Here is an 18,619-nt window from a genome sequence, read left to right as displayed (position 1 = left end):
ATATCGATCTGCGGAGCACCCCATGAGCGTCGTCGATGTGCTTTCGGTGGTTTCCATCCTGTGGGGCACCTTTTTCTTCGTTGCGGGCACTGTGGGGCTGCTGCGGTTTCCGGACACGTACACGCGCCTGCATGCGCTGACCAAGGCCGACAACCTCGGGCTCGGTCTGGTGGTCATCGGGCTGTTGCCGCAGGTGGGACATGTGCTCGTCGCGCTCAAGTTGATCGTCGTGTGGCTGCTGGTTCTGCTGGCCTCATCGGATGTATCGCAACTCATCGCGCGGGCGGTGGGTCGGCAGGAGGGCGGTCGATGATTTTCTGGGTCTCCGTCGGCATTGGCATGCTGCTTCTGGCCCTGGCGCTGTGGACGATTGTCGTGAAGGACACGTTTGCCGCCGTGGCCGCTTTCATTCCTTACGGCCTGCTGCTCACGCTCGCCTGGTTGATCCTCGCGGCCGTAGACGTGGCGCTGACCGAGGCGGCGATAGGCGCCGGCCTCACCGGGGCGCTGCTGATCAATGCGGCCTCTCGCCTGGAACGGGCCGAATCGTCGGCCAAGCCCCGGGCGCCGGGGATCGCCATGCGCGTGGCGGCTGCGATGGCATCGCTCGCGGTCACCGTTCTGATTGCCTTGTGCGTGTTGCGATTGCCCGACGAAGCGCCGATGTTGGCGCCTGAAGTGGGCATGCATATCGGTTCGCTGGGCGTCGGCAATCCCATCACGGCCGTGCTGCTTTCTTTCCGCGCGCTGGATACGCTGCTCGAAGCCATCGTTCTGCTGATCGGCCTGATCGGCGTGTGGTCGCTGGCGTCGGACTCGTGCTGGGGCGGCAGGCCGGGACAGATGCAGGTGGTCAGTTCCAACGACATTCTGGTCTATCTGGCGCGCGTGTTGCCGCCCGTCGGCGTTGTCGTCGGGATCTACATTCTGTGGGTCGGGGCCGATCATCCGGGCGGGAAATTCCAGGGCGCCACGGTGATTGCGGCGATGTGGCTGCTCACCATCATGTCGGGCCTGCGCGACGCCCCCATGGTGAGCCAGCGTTGGCTGCGGGCCATGCTCGTCGCGGGGCCATCGATGTTCATCGCGGCGGGTGTGCTCGGCACGCTGATGGCCGATGCCTTTCTGGCCTTTCCGACAGGCAGCGAAAAGTTGTGGATCATCGTCATCGAGGTCGCGCTGCTGCCTTCCCTGGCCGTCACGCTGGTGCTTCTGCTGCTGGGGCCGCCTCAACGGAAGGATGTTCAGACATGAATGCAACCCAGTTTTTCGGCTTGACCGCCGCGGCGCTGGTCGGACTCGGATTGTATGGACTGATCGTCAATCCGCAGCCCTTGCGCAAGGTGCTCGCGTTCAATCTGATCGGCAACGGGGTGTTTCTGACCTGCGCAGTCATCGCACGCCGCGCCACCGGCGCGGGCATGCCCGGCGACCCGGTGGCGCACGCACTGTTGATCACGGCCATCGTGGTGTCATTTGCGGCGTCGTCGCTCGCGGTGTGGCTCATGCTGCGCGGATTGGACGAATCGGGCGCGAGCTCACTGGCGGATGACGATTCTGGCGACGTGTCGCGGAACGCCGAGCCGGGGCGATGCGCGTGAATCTCCTGGGGCATGCCGTCGACCAAGGTGTGCTGTTGGTGCTCGCTGTCTTTGTTCCCTTCGCCGGGGTCATGGCCGGGCTGGCGGCCGGCGGTGCTCATGCCCGGCGTATCGCCTGGCTGACGCTGTTCTGCGGCGGTTGCGTCGTGGTGGCCATCGCCTGGATCGTGACATCGTCGGAAACCCCCCTGGGCTACTCTGTGGGGGGCTGGTCGCCGCCGCTGGGCGTGGCGCTGCGTGCGGACGGCCTGTCGGTCTGCATGATGCTCATGGTCGCCGTCGTCACGGTTGCCGTCGGCGTCTATGCCAGCGGCGATTTCGGCCAGGGCGGCAAAGGGGAATCCCGCAGCGGGCTGGTCTTCTGGTTGCTGCTGCTGGCGGTATGGGGCTCGCTGAACCTGGTGTTCGTGAGCCGGGACATCTTTACGCTGTACGTGGCGCTGGAATTACTGACCTTTGCCGGCGTTCCACTGGTGGCGCTCGATGGCCGGGCGGAAACGCTGCAGGCGGCCTTGCGCTATCTGCTGTTTGCCCTGGCCGGGTCGATGCTCTATCTGCTGGGCGTGTTTCTGCTCTACGGCGCCTACGAGACGCTCGATATCGTTCTGCTGTCGGCGCGCATCGACGGTCAGCCGGAAACCTGGGCCGCGATCGCCTTGATGACATCCGGCATGCTGGCCAAGACCGCGCTGTTTCCGCTGCATCTGTGGCTTCCGCCCGCGCACGCCGGGGCGCCGGCGCCGGCAAGTGCGTTGCTGTCGGCCTTGGTCGTCAAGGGGTCCTGGTTCATCCTCGTGCGGCTGTGGATCGACGCCTTCCTTGGCGTCGTGAGCGGGCCCTTCGTGCAACTGCTCGCGGCGATGGGCGCCATGGCGATCGTGGTGGGGAACCTCGTCGCGATACGTCAGCAGCGGCTGAAGCTGTTGATTGCCTATTCGACGGTCGCGCAGATCGGCTATCTGTTCTTGCTGTTCCCGCTGGCGATGTCCCCGCAGGACAGTCGGCAGGCCATCGCCGGCGGGCTGATGCAGGCGATTTCGCATGCCACGGCGAAGGCTGCGATGTTTCTTTCCGCCGGGGTTCTCTATGGCGTGCTCGGACATGACCGCATGGCCGACCTGCGCGGCGCCGGGCAGGCCTCGCCGATCACGATCCTGGCTTTCGCGCTGGCGGGCGCGTCGCTGATCGGGTTGCCGCCGTCGGGCGGCTTCCTCGCGAAATGGTTGCTGGTTTCCGCCGCGCTCGATACAGGGCAGTGGTGGTGGGTGCTGTTGCTGCTGACGGGCGGGCTGCTCACGGGCATTTACGTGTTCATGGTCGTGGTGCGCGCCATGGCGCCGGCGGCACCGGACTGGACGCCGCAGAGGCGGGTGCCACGCTGTCAGCAGTATGCCGCGCTGGGGCTGGCGATGTGCTCGTTCCTGCTCGGCCTGTCGGCGCTGCTTCCGGTGGATGTCGCGCAGATCGGCCGCGCGCCCGTGCATGCGATCGGCGGATCATGACGATGCCAACGACGCTCATCTTCGGCGCCGCCCTGGGGGTGCCGTCCGCAATGATGCTGGCATGTGTGTCGAGGCGTCTGCGCGGAGCGTTGTCCCCATACCTTGGCCTGGGCGCCGCGCCGGCATTGGTGGCAGCCGTGGCCGCCAATCCGGGCGAACGTTTGGTCATGGGCCATGGTCGCCTCGCGTTTCATCTGATGCTCGATGCGCCGGGCGCGTTGCTGCTCGGCACGGCGGCGCTCCTGTGGATGCTGGCCGGGTTCTTCGCCAGCAGGGCGACAAGCGACAGCGCGGCGTCGGGCGGCTTTGTCGTGTGCTGGACCATGACGATGACGGGCAGTGTCGGCGTATTTCTGGCCGCCGACGTGGTGAGCCTGTATTTCTTGCTGGCGGTCCTGAGCGTCGGGGCCTGCGGGCTCATTCTTCATGGCGACGGGCCGCGCCCGCGTTATGCCGCGGGGCTCTATCTCGGCGTGGCGCTGCTCGCCGAATCGTTCGTGCTGGCCGCGTTGATCCTGATGGTCCGCGCCACGCCCGGCGGGAGCCTGGTGATTGCCGATGTGGCGAGTGCCTTGCCGGGCTCACCATGGCGCGACACGACGATGGCGCTGTTGCTCATCGGGCTCGGGATGAAGGTCGGCATTATTCCGTTCCACTTCTGGATGACATACGCCTACGGCACGGCGACGACGCCGGCCGCCGCCGTGCTGAGCGGCGCGGTGGTCAAGGCGGGCGTTATCGCGTTGCTTCGATTCCTGCCCTTCGCCCATCCGTCGCCGGACGTCGGAATCCCGATGGCGGTACTCGGCATGGTCGGCGCTTTCTATGGCGTCGCCATGGGGATCACGCAGTACCGGTCGAAGATCGTGCTGGCCTATTCGAGCGTCAGCCAGATGGGGTTGCTGTTCGCGGTGATCGGCATGGGGCTGGCCGCCGGGCATCCGGGCGCGGTCGCTGCGTCGGCGTTCTACGCGGCGCATCACCTGTTGGTGAAAGGCACGCTCTTCCTGTCGGTCGGCGTCATCGCGCTGAGCGGGCCCCGGTTGTCGCGTGGGGTGCTCATCCCGACAGCGATCGTCGCGCTGAGCCTGGGTGGGCTGCCGCTCACAGGCGGCGTTCTGGCGAAATGCGCCGCCAAGGGCGTGCTGGGCGACGGATGGGCGGGGTCGTTGGGGGCGGCGTCTTCAGTCGCGAGCATCTTGCTCATGCTCCATTTCACCCGCTGTCTGAGCGCCATGCGCAACGCTGAGCCCGGCGCGGTCGTTCGGGCTCCATTTGTGGCCACATGGTTGGCGATGGTGCTGGCATGCCTGCTTGTGCCGTGGGTCATTCCGCTGGCGATGCCGACGTGTGCGCCGCGTGAGGTGTTGGCGCCGGGCGCATTGTGGTCCGCGCTTTGGCCAGTTCTCGTCGGCGGCATCCTGGCCGTCGCCTGGCAGCGATGGGGCCGATCCATGCCGGAGGCTCCTGCGGGAGACGCGGTCGATGCCCTGCGGTTGCCGCTAAGGATCGGCGCTGGAATAGGGCGTTGTTCGGAGTGCGTCGACACGCTGGTGCGCGGCTGGTCGGTATCCAGCCTGACGCTTCTGCTGACGGTGCTGGTGTTGTTCGGAATGTTGTTTCTCGCCTGAAAACAGACTTTTGTGTGTGGCGGCCCACGCGCGGCCGGTGGGACTGAAGGCCGGCAACGCAGACTCCCGGGGCTTCTCGTACTAAATTGGGGAGCAGGTTGCTGGATGCGCTTTGCAGATCCACGTTACGGGAACGGAGTGATGGCATATTCGTGTCGTCTTCGCGTTTTGGTCATATCCGCGCTGGCGGCGATGGCAATTGCGCTGGGCGCCTGCGCCACGCCGCAGCCCGCGCCCCCCGTGACGCCATTTACTTTGCCGGCGACATTTTCGACGCCGCAGAGTGGGGCGCATGCGCCGGGCGAACGCTGGTGGCGGGACTTTGGCGATCCGGAACTCGACCAGATCGTCGACGTGGCGCTGGAGCGCAATCCCGCCATCGCCCAGGCGGTTGCCCGCACGAGCATCGCCGAGGCGCAGGTCCGCCTGACGCGCGCCGGCCAGTTGCCTCAAGCCGGTGTCAGGGCCGCCGCGGCACGGCAGCGACAGAATGTGACGGGGTTTCCCATTCTCAGTCCCGAAGGTGGCGGCGACTCGGGCGTCATCCGTACCACGCGCTATGACGTCGCACTGGAAGTGAGCTGGGAGCTGGACCTGTGGGGGCGGCTGTCCGCACTGTCGGCGTCTGCCCGCTCCGACTATCTGGCCCGAACGGAGAACCTGCGCGCGGTGCGTCAGGCCGTCGCGGCGCGGGTCGTGCAGATGTATCTGGCGATCGTGCACGCGCACGCGCAAGTCGAACTGTCGGCGCGCACGGTCAACACGCTGGCCGAGATGGCGCGCCAGATCGACAACCGCGTCAGCTCGGGCATCGCACCGCCGGCCGATGGCCGGCTTGCCAATGCCAATCTTGAGTCGGCGCGCGCCGGCCTTGCGCAGCGCCGTGAAGCGCTGGCCCGCAGCCTGCGTCAGTTGGAAGCGCTGATGGGCGATTACCCGTCCGGCAGGCTGGAGACGGCGTTGATCCTGCCCGGCGTGCCCGATGCTCCTTCGGCGGGTGTGCCTGCGGACCTCCTGGCGCGTCGCCCCGATGTGCTGGCGGGCGAATTGACCCTGCTGAGCGCGGGCTACCGATTGACTGCGGCGGAGCGTTCTTTCCTGCCGGCCATATCGATTTCCGGCAACGCGGCATACGGCGGCACTTCGCTGGCCGACCTGTTCAGTGGCAGCAACCTGCTGTGGTCCATCGCCGGCGTCATCGTGCAGCCGATCTTTCTGGGCGGGCGGCTGGTGGCGCAGGTGGACATGGCCAAGGGCCAGGCGGATGAAGCGCTGCACAGTTACGTGGAAACGGCGCTCAATGCGCTGACGGAGGTCGAGACCGTCCTGGCCGTGGACCAGTTGTTAAAGGATCGCGAGTTGGCGCTGGACGCTTCGGCGAGCGCCGCGGAAGAGGCCACGCGGATCTCGTACAACCGCTACATGCAGGATATCGACCCGTTCCTGAATGTACTGACGAGCCAGCAACGCGCCCTGGACGGGCGCAGCGCCCAGATCGCCGCGCGCTATGCGCGCCTGGAAAATCGCGTCGCGCTCTATCTTGCCCTCGGCGGCGGTTTTGAAGGCGCAACGCTTTCGTCTGCATCGACCGGCGCCTCGGCTGCCGCCCCGTCGCCGTCGTCCAACTCGCGGGAATCCCAACGATGAATGCGCATACGATGTTGCCGTCATGGAAAGTGGCGCTCTGCATGGCTGCGCTGGCGAGCCTGGGCGCGTGCGGCCGCAACCAGCCCGAGGCGCAGCCGAGCGAGGAGCACAGGGTCAGCGTCAATGTGGTCACCGTGGCCAAGAGACCATTGCAAGCCTGGATATATGGACAGGGCACGGCTCGCTCCCGACGTCGCGAATTCCTGAATTTCACGCGCGAAGGACTCGTCACTCATGTCGACCAGAACCTGCGCGTGGGCAGTGCCGTGAAGGCGGGGCAGGTCATCGCCTACCAGGCGCCGGAGCGCATATCGGCGGACTTGCAGGCGGCCCGCGCAACGCTGGCCGAGGCGCAGGCCGGTCTTGCGCTCGCCGAAGCCAACCTGAGGCGCTACCAGATCCTCATCGAGCAACGCTCGGCTTCGCAACTGGAACTGGAGCAGGCGGCCCTGCAGGTTCAGCAGGCGCGGGCCGCGCAGGACAGTGCGCGTGCGCGGGTCGTGCAGACGCAGGTCGGTTTCGACGAGTCGCGACTGGTGTCGCCGATCCAGGGCGTACTGGCACGCTTGAACGTTGAACAGGGGCGCTACTTCACGCCCGCCATGGTGCAGGTGAACAACGAGCAGAACGCGCTGAGAACCGTGCCGGCATTGGTGATCGATCCGACGCGGTTCGAGGTCCGCGTGGATCTGCCTTCGTACGAGTTCCCGAAGATACGCAAGGGCGCTCGCGCGGTGATCTCCGCTACGCCGCCGCCCGACGGGCGCGATGTCGATCCGCATGCGAATGGCGACACGAACGAGGGTCGGGTCTTTGCCGTCGGCCCATCGCTCGATCCGGACAGCCGCACTTTCCAGGTCATCGTCCACACCGAGGGCGGCGAAGCGCGATTGCAGGATGGCGCGTTCGTTGCATTGTGGATCGCCGAGCCGGCGGCGGGGAACGCGCTGGCCGTACCGCTGCAGGCTCTTCGGTTCCACAACGACCAGTCGTTCCTGTTCGTCGTCGACCCGAAAACCAGCAAGGTCACCGAGCGCCGCGTCGAGCTGGGCCAGACCTCGGAGGGCTTCCGTGCCATCAAGGAAGGCGTCGAGGAAGGGGAGTGGGTTGTGACCGACGGTCGCGCCGCGCTCAACGCAGGCCAGACGGTGCGCATCCTGCAACGGGACGGGCACGCTCCATGAGCACAGAAGAAACCGGGGAAGGCTCATTGCCCCCGCCGCGCGATACGAGCGCACAGACTGTGGACGCGCCAGGCGAGGGCGCGCCGACGGCCGTCGAGAGCGCCGAGGTCCGCGACGCTCATCCGCTGATGCGGTTCTTCTTCCTCAAGCAGCTCTTCGCGGTCCTGCTGCTGACGACCTTGATCCTGGGTGGCGCTTTTGCGTACAGGCTGCTCGTCAAGGAATCGCTGCCGGATATCGACATTCCCATCGCCATCGTCACCACCACGTGGCCGGGCGCCGATCCGCAGACGATGGAAGAGCAGGTCACCGAGGCGCTCGAAACCGAGATCACGCGACTGCGCGGCGTGCGTCGCGTGGATAGCGCGTCGTTCGATTCGTTTTCGATCCTGTCGGTGGAATTCGAGGTGTCCGCCGATTCCGCCGATGCCATGACCCGGCTGCGGGCGGCTGTGGCGGACGCCGAGGCCGATATGCCGGCGGATGCCGATCGTCCGGCGATTGCGCAGATTTCCGTGGATGACCGGCCGATCTTTACCTTCGTCCTGCATGGAGATGTGGGCTCGGCGATCATGAACCGCGAGGCGCGGCACATCCGCGACACGCTCGAGCGCTTGCCCGATGTGAATGAAGTCAGCATCGGCGGCGAACGCGACGAGATCGTGCAGATCCTGCTGCAACCCGATCGCTTGCTCGCGCTGGGACTTTCGCCGGCGGCCATCCGCAATGCGGTCCGGCAGGCGGGCATCGAACAGCCGTTCGGCGAGATCCGCAGCGAGACAATCGGGGCCGTGGTCCGCCTGGAGGGACGCTTCCGCGATCTGAACGATCTGCGCGCGCTGCCTGTGGCGCGACTCGGGGGACTCGGCGCGGGGCGTGCTGTGCGCCTGGATGAGGTGGCCAGCGTGCGCCGCATGCAGGAGCCGGAAACGACGCGTGCCTTCTTCAAGGGGAAGCGCGGGGATTTCGAGCCGTCGCTGGAGATTTCGGTGCGCAGGATGCCAGGGGGCGATACGGTGAGGCTGGTCGGCGTGCTCAAGGCCTCGCTCGAGGAAATGGCCCGCGACAGTTCCTGGCCGACCGGACTGGAATACACGGTTACCCAGGACAAGGCCGAGCAGATCTGGGAATCGCTCACCGAGGTGTTCGTCGGTGCCTTGCAGACCATGCTCGTCGTGTTTGCCATCCTGCTGCTGACCATTGCGTGGCGCGAGGCGATCATCGCCGGCCTGTCGGTGCCCATTACCTTTGCCGGCGTGCTGCTGGTGATCCTGCTGATGGGCTATACGCTCAACGAGCTGGTGATCATCGGCATGGTCATTGCGCTTGTCATGATCATCGATGTGTTCATCATCCTGCTGGAAGGTCTGCACGACGCGATCTACAACCAGGGCAAGACATTCGGCCAGGGCGTGCTGGCCACGGTGAGGCAATACGCGATGCCCGCGTTCGCCGCGCAGATCACGACGATCCTCACGCTCGCGCCGTTGATGTCGATCGGCGGAATGGTGGGGGCGTTCATTCGGGTGATGCCGGTGACCACTGTCATTTGTCTGGTGTTGTCGTTCTTCGTCGCGATGCTGATTTCGCTGCCGCTGTCGCGCGTGTTGCTCGGTGGGCAGCGCAAGGCGGAGGATTCGCGCAAGCAGGGCCTGTCCGACAGAGTGACCGCGCGCGCGGTGAATGGCCTGGAGCGGTGGATTCTGAAGTCGGTGGTGCACAGTCGAAGGCAATCGTGGCTGTGGCTGGGCGCCGCGTTCGCGCTTTTTGTGGTGTCGATACTGGCGTTCTCGCAGGCGCGCATCGAGCTGTTTCCGCCCACGGACGGCGAGCGGCTGGGCATCAATATCGAACTGCCGCCGTCGGAGGAACTCGCCACCTCGCAGCGCGTGGCGGACGAAGTCGGGGCGATCCTGGGCAGCAAGCCGTATTTCAGGAGCGTGGTGAAGCTCGTCGGGCTCAAGAGCCCATTCGCCGCAGGCTCGATCACGTCCAGCCTGCAACCGAGCACATCGGAGAACTACATCGGTTTTTCCGCGACCTTCCGCCCGCGCGCCGAGCGCGACGCGGACTCCCACATACTGGCCGAGTCCCTGCGCCGAGAGTTGTCGGGATTCCTCGCCAAGAGCGTCGCGGGCGCGCAGTTGCAGGTTGTTCCCGAAGGCAGCGGCCCGAGCGCCGGCGATTCGATCGAAATACAACTGATCGGCGCCGACATGGACCAGTTGCGAACGCTCTCGCGTCAGGTTCAGGCGCTGCTGGACGAGACCGCAGGCGTCGTCGATGTACGCGACAATCTCGGCCTGCTGAGAGCGCAACTGGCGCTACGCCCGGACCGCGAGGCGGCGCACTTCTTCGGCATCGACCATGCCGATCTGGCTGCGCAACTGCGCATCGCCCTCAGTTCCGACACGGTGAGCACCTTCGTCACCAGCGATGGGCACGACAACATCGATATTCGGCTCGGCACGGAATGGCCCAGTCGTCCCGGCCAGGCCGGCGGGCCGCGCAGCCTGGAAGAAATATCGGGCGTTCGCATCTACTCGCGCAGCGGGCAATCGATTGCGGCGGCGCAGTTGGTCAGGCCGTTGCGGTCCGAAACGGCGATCGCAATTTCGCGCGTCAATGGCGAGCGCGCGCTTTCGGTGATTGCGAGAAACGAGGGGCGTACCGTCGGGGAGATCATGTCCGAGGTGCAACCCCGGCTCGAAGCGATGCAGCGCGAGTGGCCGACGGGCTATCGCGCCGTCATCGGCGGCGAGTCGGTCGATACGGCGGAGACATTCGCTTCCGCCCAGATTGCGCTCGCGATTGCCGTCGTGCTCGTGGTCGGCGTGCTGGTGCTCATCTTCGGCAGCTTCCGTCAGGCCTTCATCATCGTCGTGACGATGCCGCTGGCGGCGATCGGCGCCGGGCTGGGATTCTGGGCGTTCGGCATCACGTTTTCGTTCTTCGCCATGATCGGCCTGATTTCGCTGATCGGCATCGCGATCAACAACGGCATCATCATGGTCGACACCATGAACGGATACCTCAAGAGCGGCATGTCCGTTCCCCAGGTGGCTGCCGCAGGCGCGGCCCGCCGCCTGCGGCCGCTGCTGACGACGGCGATCACCACCATCGTGGGCCTCATTCCATTGGCGATCAGCAGCGACTTCTATCGCCCGCTGACGCTGGTCATCATCTTCGGGCTGATTTCCGTGTCATTCCTTGGGCTGGTCGTCGTGCCTGCGCTCTACCTGCTATTGACGCCAGACAACGCAGGGCAGGAGGAGGGGCTGGATTGACGGCGGATCGGCCCATTGCATCCGGACGGTGGTTGAGGGCAGGGCACGGGCCTGTCGGCGCATCGCCGAGGAGAGGGAGGCGTCCCGTTCCGCTATGACCCTGGCTTGGCCTCATCTGCGGTCTGGGAGTGTTCTGAAGTCTGATCGAAGAGGCGCGCTGCGCCGCTCGTGACGACGTTGCCTGCCCGGAAATATCCCATCGCGACATCCAGGCTGGCATGACCTGACAGCGCCATCGCTTCCGGCAGGGGAATGTTCCGCAGTCCGGCTTCTGTCATGAAACCCGCGCGTAGCGAATGGGCTGAATAGCCTTCGTCGTGCAGGCCTGCGAGTTTGGCGCGCTCGATGACGATGCGACGGACCGCGGCAGGGTTCAGGGCCTCGGCAACGACGTCGCCCCGGCGGACCCGCCGGAAGATCGCGCCTTCGGTCACGCCGCTGGCTGCGAGCCAGGCTTCGAGCGCGGCCCCCGCGTCGCCCACGACGGGTTTGAACGCGCCGGCATCTTCCTGTGCGGCCTGATCGGTCTTTGATTGACCCATGACGTACACATAGGTGCCGGCACTCAATCTTTCGAGGCGCTCCATGGTTGCCTGCGTCACTTCCGAGCGGCGGCGACCGCCGCTGGACACGGCGAACAGCAGCAAGGCACGGTCGCGCTTGCCCTTCAGCGAGCTGTCGCACGTCGCCAGCAGCTTTTGCAGGGGGAGGTGCGTCAACGCAGGTTTCTTGTCCTTTCGTACCCCACGATTGGCGTAGGCACGACGCGTTTTGGCAAGAAGCTGCCGCACCGCGACATCGTCCATCGGATTGGCCAGACCGTGCAGGCGGTGAAGCTGCGAGAGCACGGCGATGCGGTGCTGGATGGAACTGAGCGACAGCGGGCCCGCTTTGGCTTTGTAGCGCATCCGCACCAGTTCTTCGTCGACGGCATCCGGCAAGCCATGGGCCAGGCCATCTTCGGTGCGTCGCTGCGCGTGATCGACGATGAACTGTATGACGGTCGCCGGCCGCACGGGGAGCTCCAGCGCACTGTTGAACCGCAGGGCGAACCACGCGCCCCAGTAGCGCAGGGCAGTGCGATAGCTGCGCGTCGTGTTCGCTGATTCGCCCTCGGCGAGCAACTGGCCCACGGCCTCCGCCAAGCCATCGTCCCAGTTGGCCATATCCGCGCTTGACGCCGGAAGGGATAGTGTATATTCCATGATGTATTGTGTAGTGTATATTACATGGCACCGTATGTTAGGTACGGTAAGCATTTATTATCGCACCTAAAGTGCTGATATCAGATTGGGAAAACCACCATGGCAGCGGGAATCACCGAACAGGACGTCTGGAAGGCCGCAGACGCGCTGTTGATTGAAGGGGCAAGACCCACCATCGAGCGCGTGCGCCAGAAAATCGGGCGGGGCTCGCCGAACACGGTGCAGCCATACCTCGATACCTGGTTCAAAGGCTTGGGCGCGCGGATCCGTGATCCGCAGGCGTTTTCCGCCGCCGCAGACATTCCCGATCCTGTCGTCCAGGTGGCACGCTATCTGTGGGAAGCCGCGACGGCACAAGCGCGCGAGCAGGCGGAAGTGGCACTGAAAGCGGAGCGAGCCGCCATCCATCAGGCACAAGACGAATTAGCGCAGGCGCAGCAGGCGTTGGCTCAGCGCGAATGCGCAATGTTGGCGCAAGTCGACACCGCGACCTCCGCGCTTGGCTTGGCCCACGCACAGATCGACGAATGCCAGCGTCGTGAAGCACGCGCCAACGCGGCGTCTGTGGCGGCAGAAAAACGTGTCGAGGAACTGACCGGCGCACTCGACGCCGCACGTGTGCAGATCGACGCGATACGGGTCGCCGCGGACAGGGAACGACACGAAGCAAGCGAGAGCGCAAGATTGCGCGAGCAACATTGGCTGGGTGAAGTCGACAAGCTGCGACAGGAACTCAAGGCTGCAGGAGCAAAGGCCTTGGCGGCGGAGAAACAGTCGAGCGCTCGCGAAGCCGAGAACCTGGCCAGCATTCACCGGCTGGAAGCCGAACTGCGCGCTCACGCCCAGACCCTAATCAGCCATCAAGATGACGCCGCACGTAGAGAAGCAGAGAACAAGTCGGCGCTGCAAACGGCTCAAGCGGAAGTCGCCCGATTGCACGGCGCCTTGGCAGAAGCAAGACGGCCCCGCGCACCGACACGCTCCGCCGCACGAAGCGCCGGGCCGCGACCGCTGCAGCGAGGGGCCGGCAGGTGACATGCGAAACGACCAAGAGATCGGAGAAACACCGAGGCCAAGACTCGTCGGCCGGCGACGCTTGAGGCATCTGAGAGTGAATGCCCGATTCCCGCTCCGGGCGTGTGGACAAATCAGACGGATTGATATTCGGACGAAAGAACGTGGAAATTGGAATCTTGTTGATAGTTAATTTTCTCTCCATTCCGTTCATTGGAGAAGCGGAGAAATTGGGGGTGGCTCAAAAGAGATTCCCCTCCATGATTGATATTCTTCGGCTGTCCAACGTAAGAAAAGAGCGTTGGTTTGGACTGTATTTGATTTTTATGGTCATATTCTCAGCGATCGCACTATTTCCGTCATCCTCGGACAGTGAATTCTCAATTGAGTGGCCTCTGATTGCGAAAATCGGTGTTGCCCAGGCAATTGTCTGGTTTGTCGTGGTTTATCGGATCCGCAAATAACAAGTGTGAAATGGGTGGAAAGGTGGTGTATTCCGACGATCCTTGTCCTTCGGCGAAGATCGGCGATGTCGTGCCCAATGCGGGAGTAGGTCAGCTGTCGGGAAAGCGTCGTTTGGGCGCGGATCGTTTGGATGGTCTGATAGGGAAAGTGAGTGGCGGCGCGGCTCATGGCGATGATCCGCTGTATCGGCTACGTCGGGAGTATCGCGATCTGGGCTGCTGATCCGTTGTGCTGACGGAATCGGGAGCTTGAGGCGGCAAGGCTTCGTAGTGCGTATCGGAATTTGCGGAATGCTGCTCGATTTGATGATTCTAGGGCGACACTGTATCGGCGGATCGGCGTTCGAAAAAAACGCCTGCTTATGGCAGGCGTCGATCCGGAAGAGTTGCGGCTGTACTGTCTGTATCTAGCAGACCCCGCGCGCGAAAGCCGGTGGCACGCGTTTGTCGGATACGTGTCGCAAGACCGCCTTGAAGGCCTTTTTTCGATCGCGATCCATATTGACATAATAAACATTATGCGCAGTCTTGCGAGCGCAATTCGAGCGGCAATTCGAGCTGCTCACGCCACGATGACAAGGTTGCGACGGCCCGCCGGTTACATGGGTTCGTGAGGACCCTGCACACCAAGTGAATATGGATGTAAGGAACGCCTGCCGAGTACAGGCGTTTTTTTTCGTCGCGAATCCTGCGATACCACGTCCGCGCAGTAGGACGGGAACCCGGACGCGACATTCTCAGCGACCAGTAAAGCCGCCGCAGTTCCGACGACCACGCTGGATACACTGTTCGATCCTGCCCATTAGTACGTAAGAAAACCGAAGCGAGAATTGCGAGGAAACCACAGTCCCACGCTTCAAGACCTATCTCGCGCAAGACGATCCATCGCCCGAGCGATCGCCTCACCGCGCGAAATGCCCGGCGCACGACTCAACTCATACTGCACCAGACGGTTCGCCTTTCGCATGTCACCACTTACCGCATTCACCAGCAAATCAAAGGCCCCGCTTGTAGGTGCCCGATTGCCGGTAAAAGACGGAGCGTCCCCATTCGGTCGAATCGAAGGCCGCGACGAGAACCGCCTACGGCCGCTGACGCTCTTCTTTCGAAACACCAGCCACACCAACCACCAGACGCCAAGAAAAATCGTCAGGTAGCGAAGAACGTCGAGAAGGAAGATTCGATCTAGCATGATGAGCATCATGCCAAATTTGTAGGAATTGAAGAATTCGCCTCAACGGGCAAGACGACCGCTCCGACGCTACGCGTCATCCAGGCGGCGTAATCGCCGCACACCGTGACCGCCTCTCCGACCAGCAGCACCACGTAAGCCCCTCTCTTCGCCTACACGAAGTCTCCGACCACGGCACCCCGCCGCAAGACCGCCCAACGGGCAAGCCCGATGGATCGATCTAGCGCCGAGGCCCCGTCCGTGGTCTCCGCATCGTTCCGGGCGAAGCGACGGGCGTACGGTGGAACGCGGCCCACACAGAAGCCGCTCACGGAAGTCCAACGATGGGCTCAGCTCCGGGCCCCGGTAGCTGGAAAGGCGAACACCATGATTGCGAAGAACTTCAAGCGTTACCCCGAAGCCATGGCCGCGCAGGCAGTTTTCGAATTCATGGAAGAGTTCGCACTATTGCTGGTAGAAGCACCGCGCGCAGTCTGGCAAGCCATCCAGATCGCCCGCATGCGCGAACAACAGGCAAAGAAAAAGCCGGAGCAGTCACCCGCACCGGCCTTGTCGATCTGGCAACGCGCCTACATGAAAACGCAGACGCTAGTTCTGCGCGCCCTGACTTACCTGCGCCACCTCTTGCCGTGATTCGCGCCACGGGTTGAACGGCGGATGCTTAAGCCATTCACGACACTGGCCGTCGTCTAGAAATGCGTCCGTGCCCTGATCCGTGAAGCACGTGCAGCGGTTCGCCATGGCAACGCAGCCGGCAACGACCGGCATTGTTTTAACCTGGCGTATGCCATCGTACAAGGGCGCAGTTTCTGGACGCGTATTGATGCGAGGCGTCCAATCCGCAACCGTCGTACCGACGGCAATCTGTTGCCCCGGTGCAGGCGCTTGCGGACTGCCCTGATGCGACGATGGCACGCCAACTGGCCCCGATTGTTCAGCCGACCGCGCAGGAGACGCAGGCGCTTTGTCTGCGGTAAGCCGATGGTAGGCGCGCCACCCCAAGAACCCGACCACCACAACCGCGAGCGCAACGCCATAGACGGCCAGCGGCGCACGCTGACGCTGTTTCACATGTACTGACGCAGACTTATATTTGCCAAAGATGCCCTTCGGCAATTTGTAGCTACGCACCGCAGCGGCGGCGCGATCCGTCCGGCTTTCCGGATCGCTGCATTCCGCCCATTCGTAGAGCTTGCGACCCGACCACAACGCGCGCAGGTGGATGTGCTTGCCAACCAGCTTGCGAACGTTGGAGTCGACCAACGTCGGCGCTTGCGTGATCAACCAGAAATCAAGGCCCTGATGGCGATGCTTTTCGAACGCGGCCACATAGTCCGGCACCTTTGAACCGACTGCGCGAGGACGGAAGACCTTTTGCGCTTCGTCGATGATCACCAGCGCACCATCCGGGAACGTGAAAACAGCCTCCAGCAAAGACGCGTCTTCAACGGCCTGAACCTGCGTTGTCCAATCGCCAACAGGCGGCACCACCTCATGCGACAACACCAACTCAGGGACGCCCATGACGAACACAGGCCGATCCGGATTGGCCGCAATAAACTCTTCCAACCGCGCGACGGCGTATGCGGTCTTCCCTGCCCCCGGCGTCCCCGTGATAAGCGTAATCATGCTTGCATCATCCCGAGTTTCTTGAATGTCAGCAGGGACACCGCCGCAGTGATCGCGCCAAGCCACACGCCAACCGCATCAACGAAGCCCGCCAACGCGATCACCTGATAAACCGTCGCAGGAACCCCGCCCCACATGTTCGCAATGGCGCTATCCAGTTGCGATTTGATAACGCTGAAGCCGGCATAGGAAATGACACCCATACCCACCGAGACCAGCGCACGCTTGACCCACGGCCCAACGCCCGCCGCAATGAACGACGCAAGACTCATCGCGTTCCCCTTGCGATCATGAACAGGAAGATGCCTGCCGACAGCCACGCCAGCCCGATCACCATCGGTCTAATGATTTTGGCGTAATCGCACATCATGTCGAATGACAGCGTAGCGGTCTGCCCGAAGTAGGAAATGGTCACCGGTGACGGACAGCTACCCGCCGCCGTGCCCTCTTGCTGCCACAACACAGCCGACTCTTGCTCCGGCAAATCCGTGTCCTCAGGATCACCCAATTCCTGACAAGCCAAACTCTCCGGATACTGCTCACACTGCGATGGTGTTTCCGGCGTATCGTCCTTCGCTGGCCCCTCTTGCTGGACCTCTCCCGCATCCCCCGAAAGCGTTTCCGTTTGCGTCTGCACGGCCCCGTCCGGATTAGTCACGGTAGTCGTCGTCGTCTGAGAAACCGACACCTTGTCCCCGTTGTAGCCCAGGTCGTAATTTGTCGCCGTCTGCGTCTGAGTCTGCCCCGCTGGCCCCGTAGCCGTTTTCGTAGTCACAGGCCCCGGAACACTCGCCGGCCCTGTCACTTGCAGCGGCTCCGGTTCCACGGCAACGTCATGCGCTAAAGCACGCTCGACAATTTGCTGCGGTTGAACCTGCCCGCTGTTGATTTGAGACTGGACTGCGGCTGTAAGACTCGGATCGTCAGCGGGCACCCTCTTCTGATCTGCTACCGGTTTTTCCGCTTCTCGATAGACATACGGAAAGAATGTCCCCGCGTCCTGCCCATTCGCCGAATACCACGCATGGATCTTCAGATACGCACCGGCAACCGCGCCACTGGAGTTATACACGTAGTGATCAACACCCTCCCAACTCGCGTACCGAGTAGGCCCATACGTCGAAACGATGTAGCTAGCAATAGAACCCAGATCGCAATGATTCGCTGCCGTGGTACATCCCGGCACAACGCCACTACTCCAGTAATACTGATCCATCGGCAACGGTGACGGCATAGTCCACTCTTTGTTAGCCGCATCCCATAGCAAATTGCCAATGGCCAACGCCGTCAAACCAATACCAACCGGCCCCATAAGCCGGGCAACCCCCATCCCGGCGCGCAATACGTTTGCCCCGGTCACCGCCCGAGTCAGCGCAAGCTCGCCACCTGCATTCGCTATCGTAAAAGGCTGGACCGCCCGCAGCATCGCCCCGCCATTTGCGGCCGCACTAACAGTCTGCGTGCCGACCTTACCGACGCTAACCGCGACTGACGCGGCATTAGTCACCCGCGCAGCAGATGCCGTCTTAGCAACCCAATCCACTGGCAACGCTTGCGCGTGCGCAGAATCAACAACCAGCAGGCCGCCAACAGCGAACCCAGCCATGAAAAGCAAAAGCCGCCGAAGCTCTAGCGCAAAATGATCCATGCTGCCCCCGTCACACATAGAAATCCTGCAATGAAGTATGCGATTTCCATATCAACGCCCCCACACTCGACGCAGGTACATCACACTCCACGCGACAACCCAACAGCCGGCAATCGCCCAACCCAACGTAATACCGTCAATAAACGCATCGCCCGGATTGCATTCCGCGAACTGGACAGAGGGAACGCGCACCGACGACAACACCGCCCCACCCTGCCGCGCGACGAGTAACCACCCTTCCCCGTCACGCTCTACCGTAGAGAGAATCGGGGGTGAGCCCGACGAGACCACCGGACCCACCCCCGACCAGTACGCGGATGCCGCATCCGAGACCGACGCGAAGCACCGGCCCGCATGCAGCGCACCCATGTCAGTGCATCGCGCGCTTGATGGCGCGGAAGCCAAACAGGATGCCGGCCAGACCGAGGCACAGGCCCGCCACTTCGGTCGAATCCGACTTGGCGTCAGTGATCGCCGTAGTGATTTCGGTCGGCACAGCAGCCATGGCCGAGCCAGCCAGAACCATCGCACCCGCACCGACAGCGGCGACACGTTGAACAACCTTCTTGCCGTACTTCACAGCCTGATTACGCAGCTTCATTTCACTCTCCTATG

General features: G+C 63.4%; 18 protein-coding genes. 12 read left to right on the top strand and 6 right to left on the bottom strand.

The window, feature by feature from the left end:
• Positions 1-22 precede the first annotated feature (22 nt).
• From ACDA63_RS06725 to ACDA63_RS06690, 8 genes are all read left to right on the top strand, one after another.
• Positions 23-313, top strand: coding sequence for a cation:proton antiporter (locus ACDA63_RS06725; RefSeq protein ID WP_373662445.1), 291 nt, complete (start codon positions 23-25; stop codon positions 311-313).
• Complete coding sequence (locus tag ACDA63_RS06720; RefSeq protein ID WP_373662444.1) at positions 310-1,254, top strand: hydrogenase subunit MbhD domain-containing protein; 945 nt, start codon at positions 310-312, stop codon at positions 1,252-1,254. The genes ACDA63_RS06725 and ACDA63_RS06720 overlap by 4 nt, the downstream gene beginning before the upstream one ends.
• A complete protein-coding gene (locus ACDA63_RS06715) occupies positions 1,251-1,601 on the top strand; it encodes an NADH-quinone oxidoreductase subunit K (protein WP_373662443.1) in 351 nt (116 codons plus the stop codon). The genes ACDA63_RS06720 and ACDA63_RS06715 overlap by 4 nt, the downstream gene beginning before the upstream one ends.
• A complete protein-coding gene (locus ACDA63_RS06710) occupies positions 1,592-3,103 on the top strand; it encodes a complex I subunit 5 family protein (protein WP_373662442.1) in 1,512 nt (503 codons plus the stop codon). Before ACDA63_RS06715 ends, ACDA63_RS06710 begins: the two co-directional genes overlap by 10 nt.
• Positions 3,100-4,734: a complex I subunit 5 family protein gene (locus ACDA63_RS06705; protein ID WP_373662441.1), complete on the top strand. Its 1,635-nt coding sequence runs from the start codon at positions 3,100-3,102 to the stop codon at positions 4,732-4,734. Before ACDA63_RS06710 ends, ACDA63_RS06705 begins: the two co-directional genes overlap by 4 nt.
• A 141-nt stretch (positions 4,735-4,875) precedes the next feature.
• Positions 4,876-6,381 (top strand): efflux transporter outer membrane subunit, encoded by a 1,506-nt coding sequence (locus tag ACDA63_RS06700; protein ID WP_373662440.1) that lies wholly within the window; start codon positions 4,876-4,878, stop codon positions 6,379-6,381.
• Positions 6,378-7,565, top strand: a complete 1,188-nt coding sequence (locus ACDA63_RS06695; protein WP_373662439.1) for an efflux RND transporter periplasmic adaptor subunit — start codon at positions 6,378-6,380, stop codon at positions 7,563-7,565. Before ACDA63_RS06700 ends, ACDA63_RS06695 begins: the two co-directional genes overlap by 4 nt.
• On the top strand, positions 7,562-10,852 hold the full coding sequence (locus ACDA63_RS06690; RefSeq protein WP_373662438.1) for an efflux RND transporter permease subunit: 3,291 nt from the start codon (positions 7,562-7,564) through the stop codon (positions 10,850-10,852). The genes ACDA63_RS06695 and ACDA63_RS06690 overlap by 4 nt, the downstream gene beginning before the upstream one ends.
• Positions 10,853-10,944: 92 nt before the next feature.
• On the opposite strand, the gene ACDA63_RS06685 is transcribed toward ACDA63_RS06690, so the two are convergent.
• Positions 10,945-12,018 carry a site-specific integrase gene (locus ACDA63_RS06685; RefSeq protein WP_373662437.1) on the bottom strand — a complete coding sequence of 358 codons (1,074 nt, stop codon included), beginning with the start codon at positions 12,016-12,018 and terminating at the stop codon, positions 10,945-10,947.
• A 138-nt stretch (positions 12,019-12,156) separates the two neighbouring features.
• Here ACDA63_RS06685 and ACDA63_RS06680 point away from each other — a divergent pair, with 138 nt between their 5' ends.
• From ACDA63_RS06680 to ACDA63_RS06670, 3 genes are all read left to right on the top strand, one after another.
• Positions 12,157-13,092 carry a DNA-binding protein gene (locus ACDA63_RS06680; RefSeq protein WP_373662436.1) on the top strand — a complete coding sequence of 312 codons (936 nt, stop codon included), beginning with the start codon at positions 12,157-12,159 and terminating at the stop codon, positions 13,090-13,092.
• Between the two features lie 80 nt (positions 13,093-13,172).
• A complete protein-coding gene (locus tag ACDA63_RS06675) occupies positions 13,173-13,535 on the top strand; it encodes a hypothetical protein (protein ID WP_373662435.1) in 363 nt (120 codons plus the stop codon).
• A 10-nt stretch (positions 13,536-13,545) separates the two neighbouring features.
• Positions 13,546-13,758 (top strand): hypothetical protein, encoded by a 213-nt coding sequence (locus tag ACDA63_RS06670; protein WP_373662434.1) that lies wholly within the window; start codon positions 13,546-13,548, stop codon positions 13,756-13,758.
• Between the two features lie 633 nt (positions 13,759-14,391).
• On the opposite strand, the gene ACDA63_RS06665 is transcribed toward ACDA63_RS06670, so the two are convergent.
• A complete protein-coding gene (locus tag ACDA63_RS06665) occupies positions 14,392-14,739 on the bottom strand; it encodes a hypothetical protein (protein ID WP_373662433.1) in 348 nt (115 codons plus the stop codon).
• A gap of 354 nt (positions 14,740-15,093) precedes the next feature.
• On the opposite strand from ACDA63_RS06665, the gene ACDA63_RS06660 reads away from it, so the two are divergent.
• On the top strand, positions 15,094-15,360 hold the full coding sequence (locus ACDA63_RS06660; RefSeq protein ID WP_373662432.1) for a hypothetical protein: 267 nt from the start codon (positions 15,094-15,096) through the stop codon (positions 15,358-15,360).
• On the opposite strand, the gene ACDA63_RS06655 is transcribed toward ACDA63_RS06660, so the two are convergent.
• From ACDA63_RS06655 to ACDA63_RS06640, 4 genes are all read right to left on the bottom strand, one after another.
• A complete protein-coding gene (locus tag ACDA63_RS06655) occupies positions 15,316-16,356 on the bottom strand; it encodes a zonular occludens toxin domain-containing protein (protein WP_373662431.1) in 1,041 nt (346 codons plus the stop codon). The two genes, ACDA63_RS06660 and ACDA63_RS06655, sit on opposite strands and share 45 nt — an antisense overlap.
• Positions 16,353-16,628: a DUF2523 family protein gene (locus tag ACDA63_RS06650; RefSeq protein ID WP_373662430.1), complete on the bottom strand. Its 276-nt coding sequence runs from the start codon at positions 16,626-16,628 to the stop codon at positions 16,353-16,355. Before ACDA63_RS06650 ends, ACDA63_RS06655 begins: the two co-directional genes overlap by 4 nt.
• Positions 16,625-18,004 carry a virulence factor TspB C-terminal domain-related protein gene (locus tag ACDA63_RS06645; RefSeq protein WP_373662429.1) on the bottom strand — a complete coding sequence of 460 codons (1,380 nt, stop codon included), beginning with the start codon at positions 18,002-18,004 and terminating at the stop codon, positions 16,625-16,627. Before ACDA63_RS06645 ends, ACDA63_RS06650 begins: the two co-directional genes overlap by 4 nt.
• Before the next feature lie 370 nt (positions 18,005-18,374).
• On the bottom strand, positions 18,375-18,605 hold the full coding sequence (locus ACDA63_RS06640) for a major capsid protein (RefSeq protein WP_373662428.1): 231 nt from the start codon (positions 18,603-18,605) through the stop codon (positions 18,375-18,377).
• Positions 18,606-18,619 lie beyond the last annotated feature (14 nt).

This window comes from Uliginosibacterium sp. sgz301328 (assembly GCF_041807905.1).
GTDB lineage: Bacteria > Pseudomonadota > Gammaproteobacteria > Burkholderiales > Rhodocyclaceae > JBGVSA01.
This window is presented reverse-complemented; position numbering and strand designations above follow the sequence as displayed.

Excerpts from the sequence above, each read along its gene's own strand:
- ACDA63_RS06725 (WP_373662445.1), top strand. The coding sequence starts at position 23 with ATGAGCGTCGTCGATGTGCTTTCGGTGGTTTCCATCCTGTGGGGCACC.
- ACDA63_RS06720 (WP_373662444.1), top strand. The coding sequence starts at position 310 with ATGATTTTCTGGGTCTCCGTCGGCATTGGCATGCTGCTTCTGGCCCTG.
- ACDA63_RS06715 (WP_373662443.1), top strand. The coding sequence starts at position 1,251 with ATGAATGCAACCCAGTTTTTCGGCTTGACCGCCGCGGCGCTGGTCGGA.
- ACDA63_RS06710 (WP_373662442.1), top strand. The coding sequence starts at position 1,592 with ATGCGCGTGAATCTCCTGGGGCATGCCGTCGACCAAGGTGTGCTGTTG.
- ACDA63_RS06705 (WP_373662441.1), top strand. The coding sequence starts at position 3,100 with ATGACGATGCCAACGACGCTCATCTTCGGCGCCGCCCTGGGGGTGCCG.
- ACDA63_RS06700 (WP_373662440.1), top strand. The coding sequence starts at position 4,876 with ATGGCATATTCGTGTCGTCTTCGCGTTTTGGTCATATCCGCGCTGGCG.
- ACDA63_RS06695 (WP_373662439.1), top strand. The coding sequence starts at position 6,378 with ATGAATGCGCATACGATGTTGCCGTCATGGAAAGTGGCGCTCTGCATG.
- ACDA63_RS06690 (WP_373662438.1), top strand. The coding sequence starts at position 7,562 with ATGAGCACAGAAGAAACCGGGGAAGGCTCATTGCCCCCGCCGCGCGAT.
- ACDA63_RS06685 (WP_373662437.1), bottom strand. The coding sequence starts at position 12,018 with ATGGCCAACTGGGACGATGGCTTGGCGGAGGCCGTGGGCCAGTTGCTC.
- ACDA63_RS06680 (WP_373662436.1), top strand. The coding sequence starts at position 12,157 with ATGGCAGCGGGAATCACCGAACAGGACGTCTGGAAGGCCGCAGACGCG.
- ACDA63_RS06675 (WP_373662435.1), top strand. The coding sequence starts at position 13,173 with ATGCCCGATTCCCGCTCCGGGCGTGTGGACAAATCAGACGGATTGATA.
- ACDA63_RS06670 (WP_373662434.1), top strand. The coding sequence starts at position 13,546 with ATGGGTGGAAAGGTGGTGTATTCCGACGATCCTTGTCCTTCGGCGAAG.
- ACDA63_RS06665 (WP_373662433.1), bottom strand. The coding sequence starts at position 14,739 with ATGATGCTCATCATGCTAGATCGAATCTTCCTTCTCGACGTTCTTCGC.
- ACDA63_RS06660 (WP_373662432.1), top strand. The coding sequence starts at position 15,094 with ATGATTGCGAAGAACTTCAAGCGTTACCCCGAAGCCATGGCCGCGCAG.
- ACDA63_RS06655 (WP_373662431.1), bottom strand. The coding sequence starts at position 16,356 with ATGATTACGCTTATCACGGGGACGCCGGGGGCAGGGAAGACCGCATAC.
- ACDA63_RS06650 (WP_373662430.1), bottom strand. The coding sequence starts at position 16,628 with ATGAGTCTTGCGTCGTTCATTGCGGCGGGCGTTGGGCCGTGGGTCAAG.
- ACDA63_RS06645 (WP_373662429.1), bottom strand. The coding sequence starts at position 18,004 with ATGGATCATTTTGCGCTAGAGCTTCGGCGGCTTTTGCTTTTCATGGCT.
- ACDA63_RS06640 (WP_373662428.1), bottom strand. The coding sequence starts at position 18,605 with ATGAAGCTGCGTAATCAGGCTGTGAAGTACGGCAAGAAGGTTGTTCAA.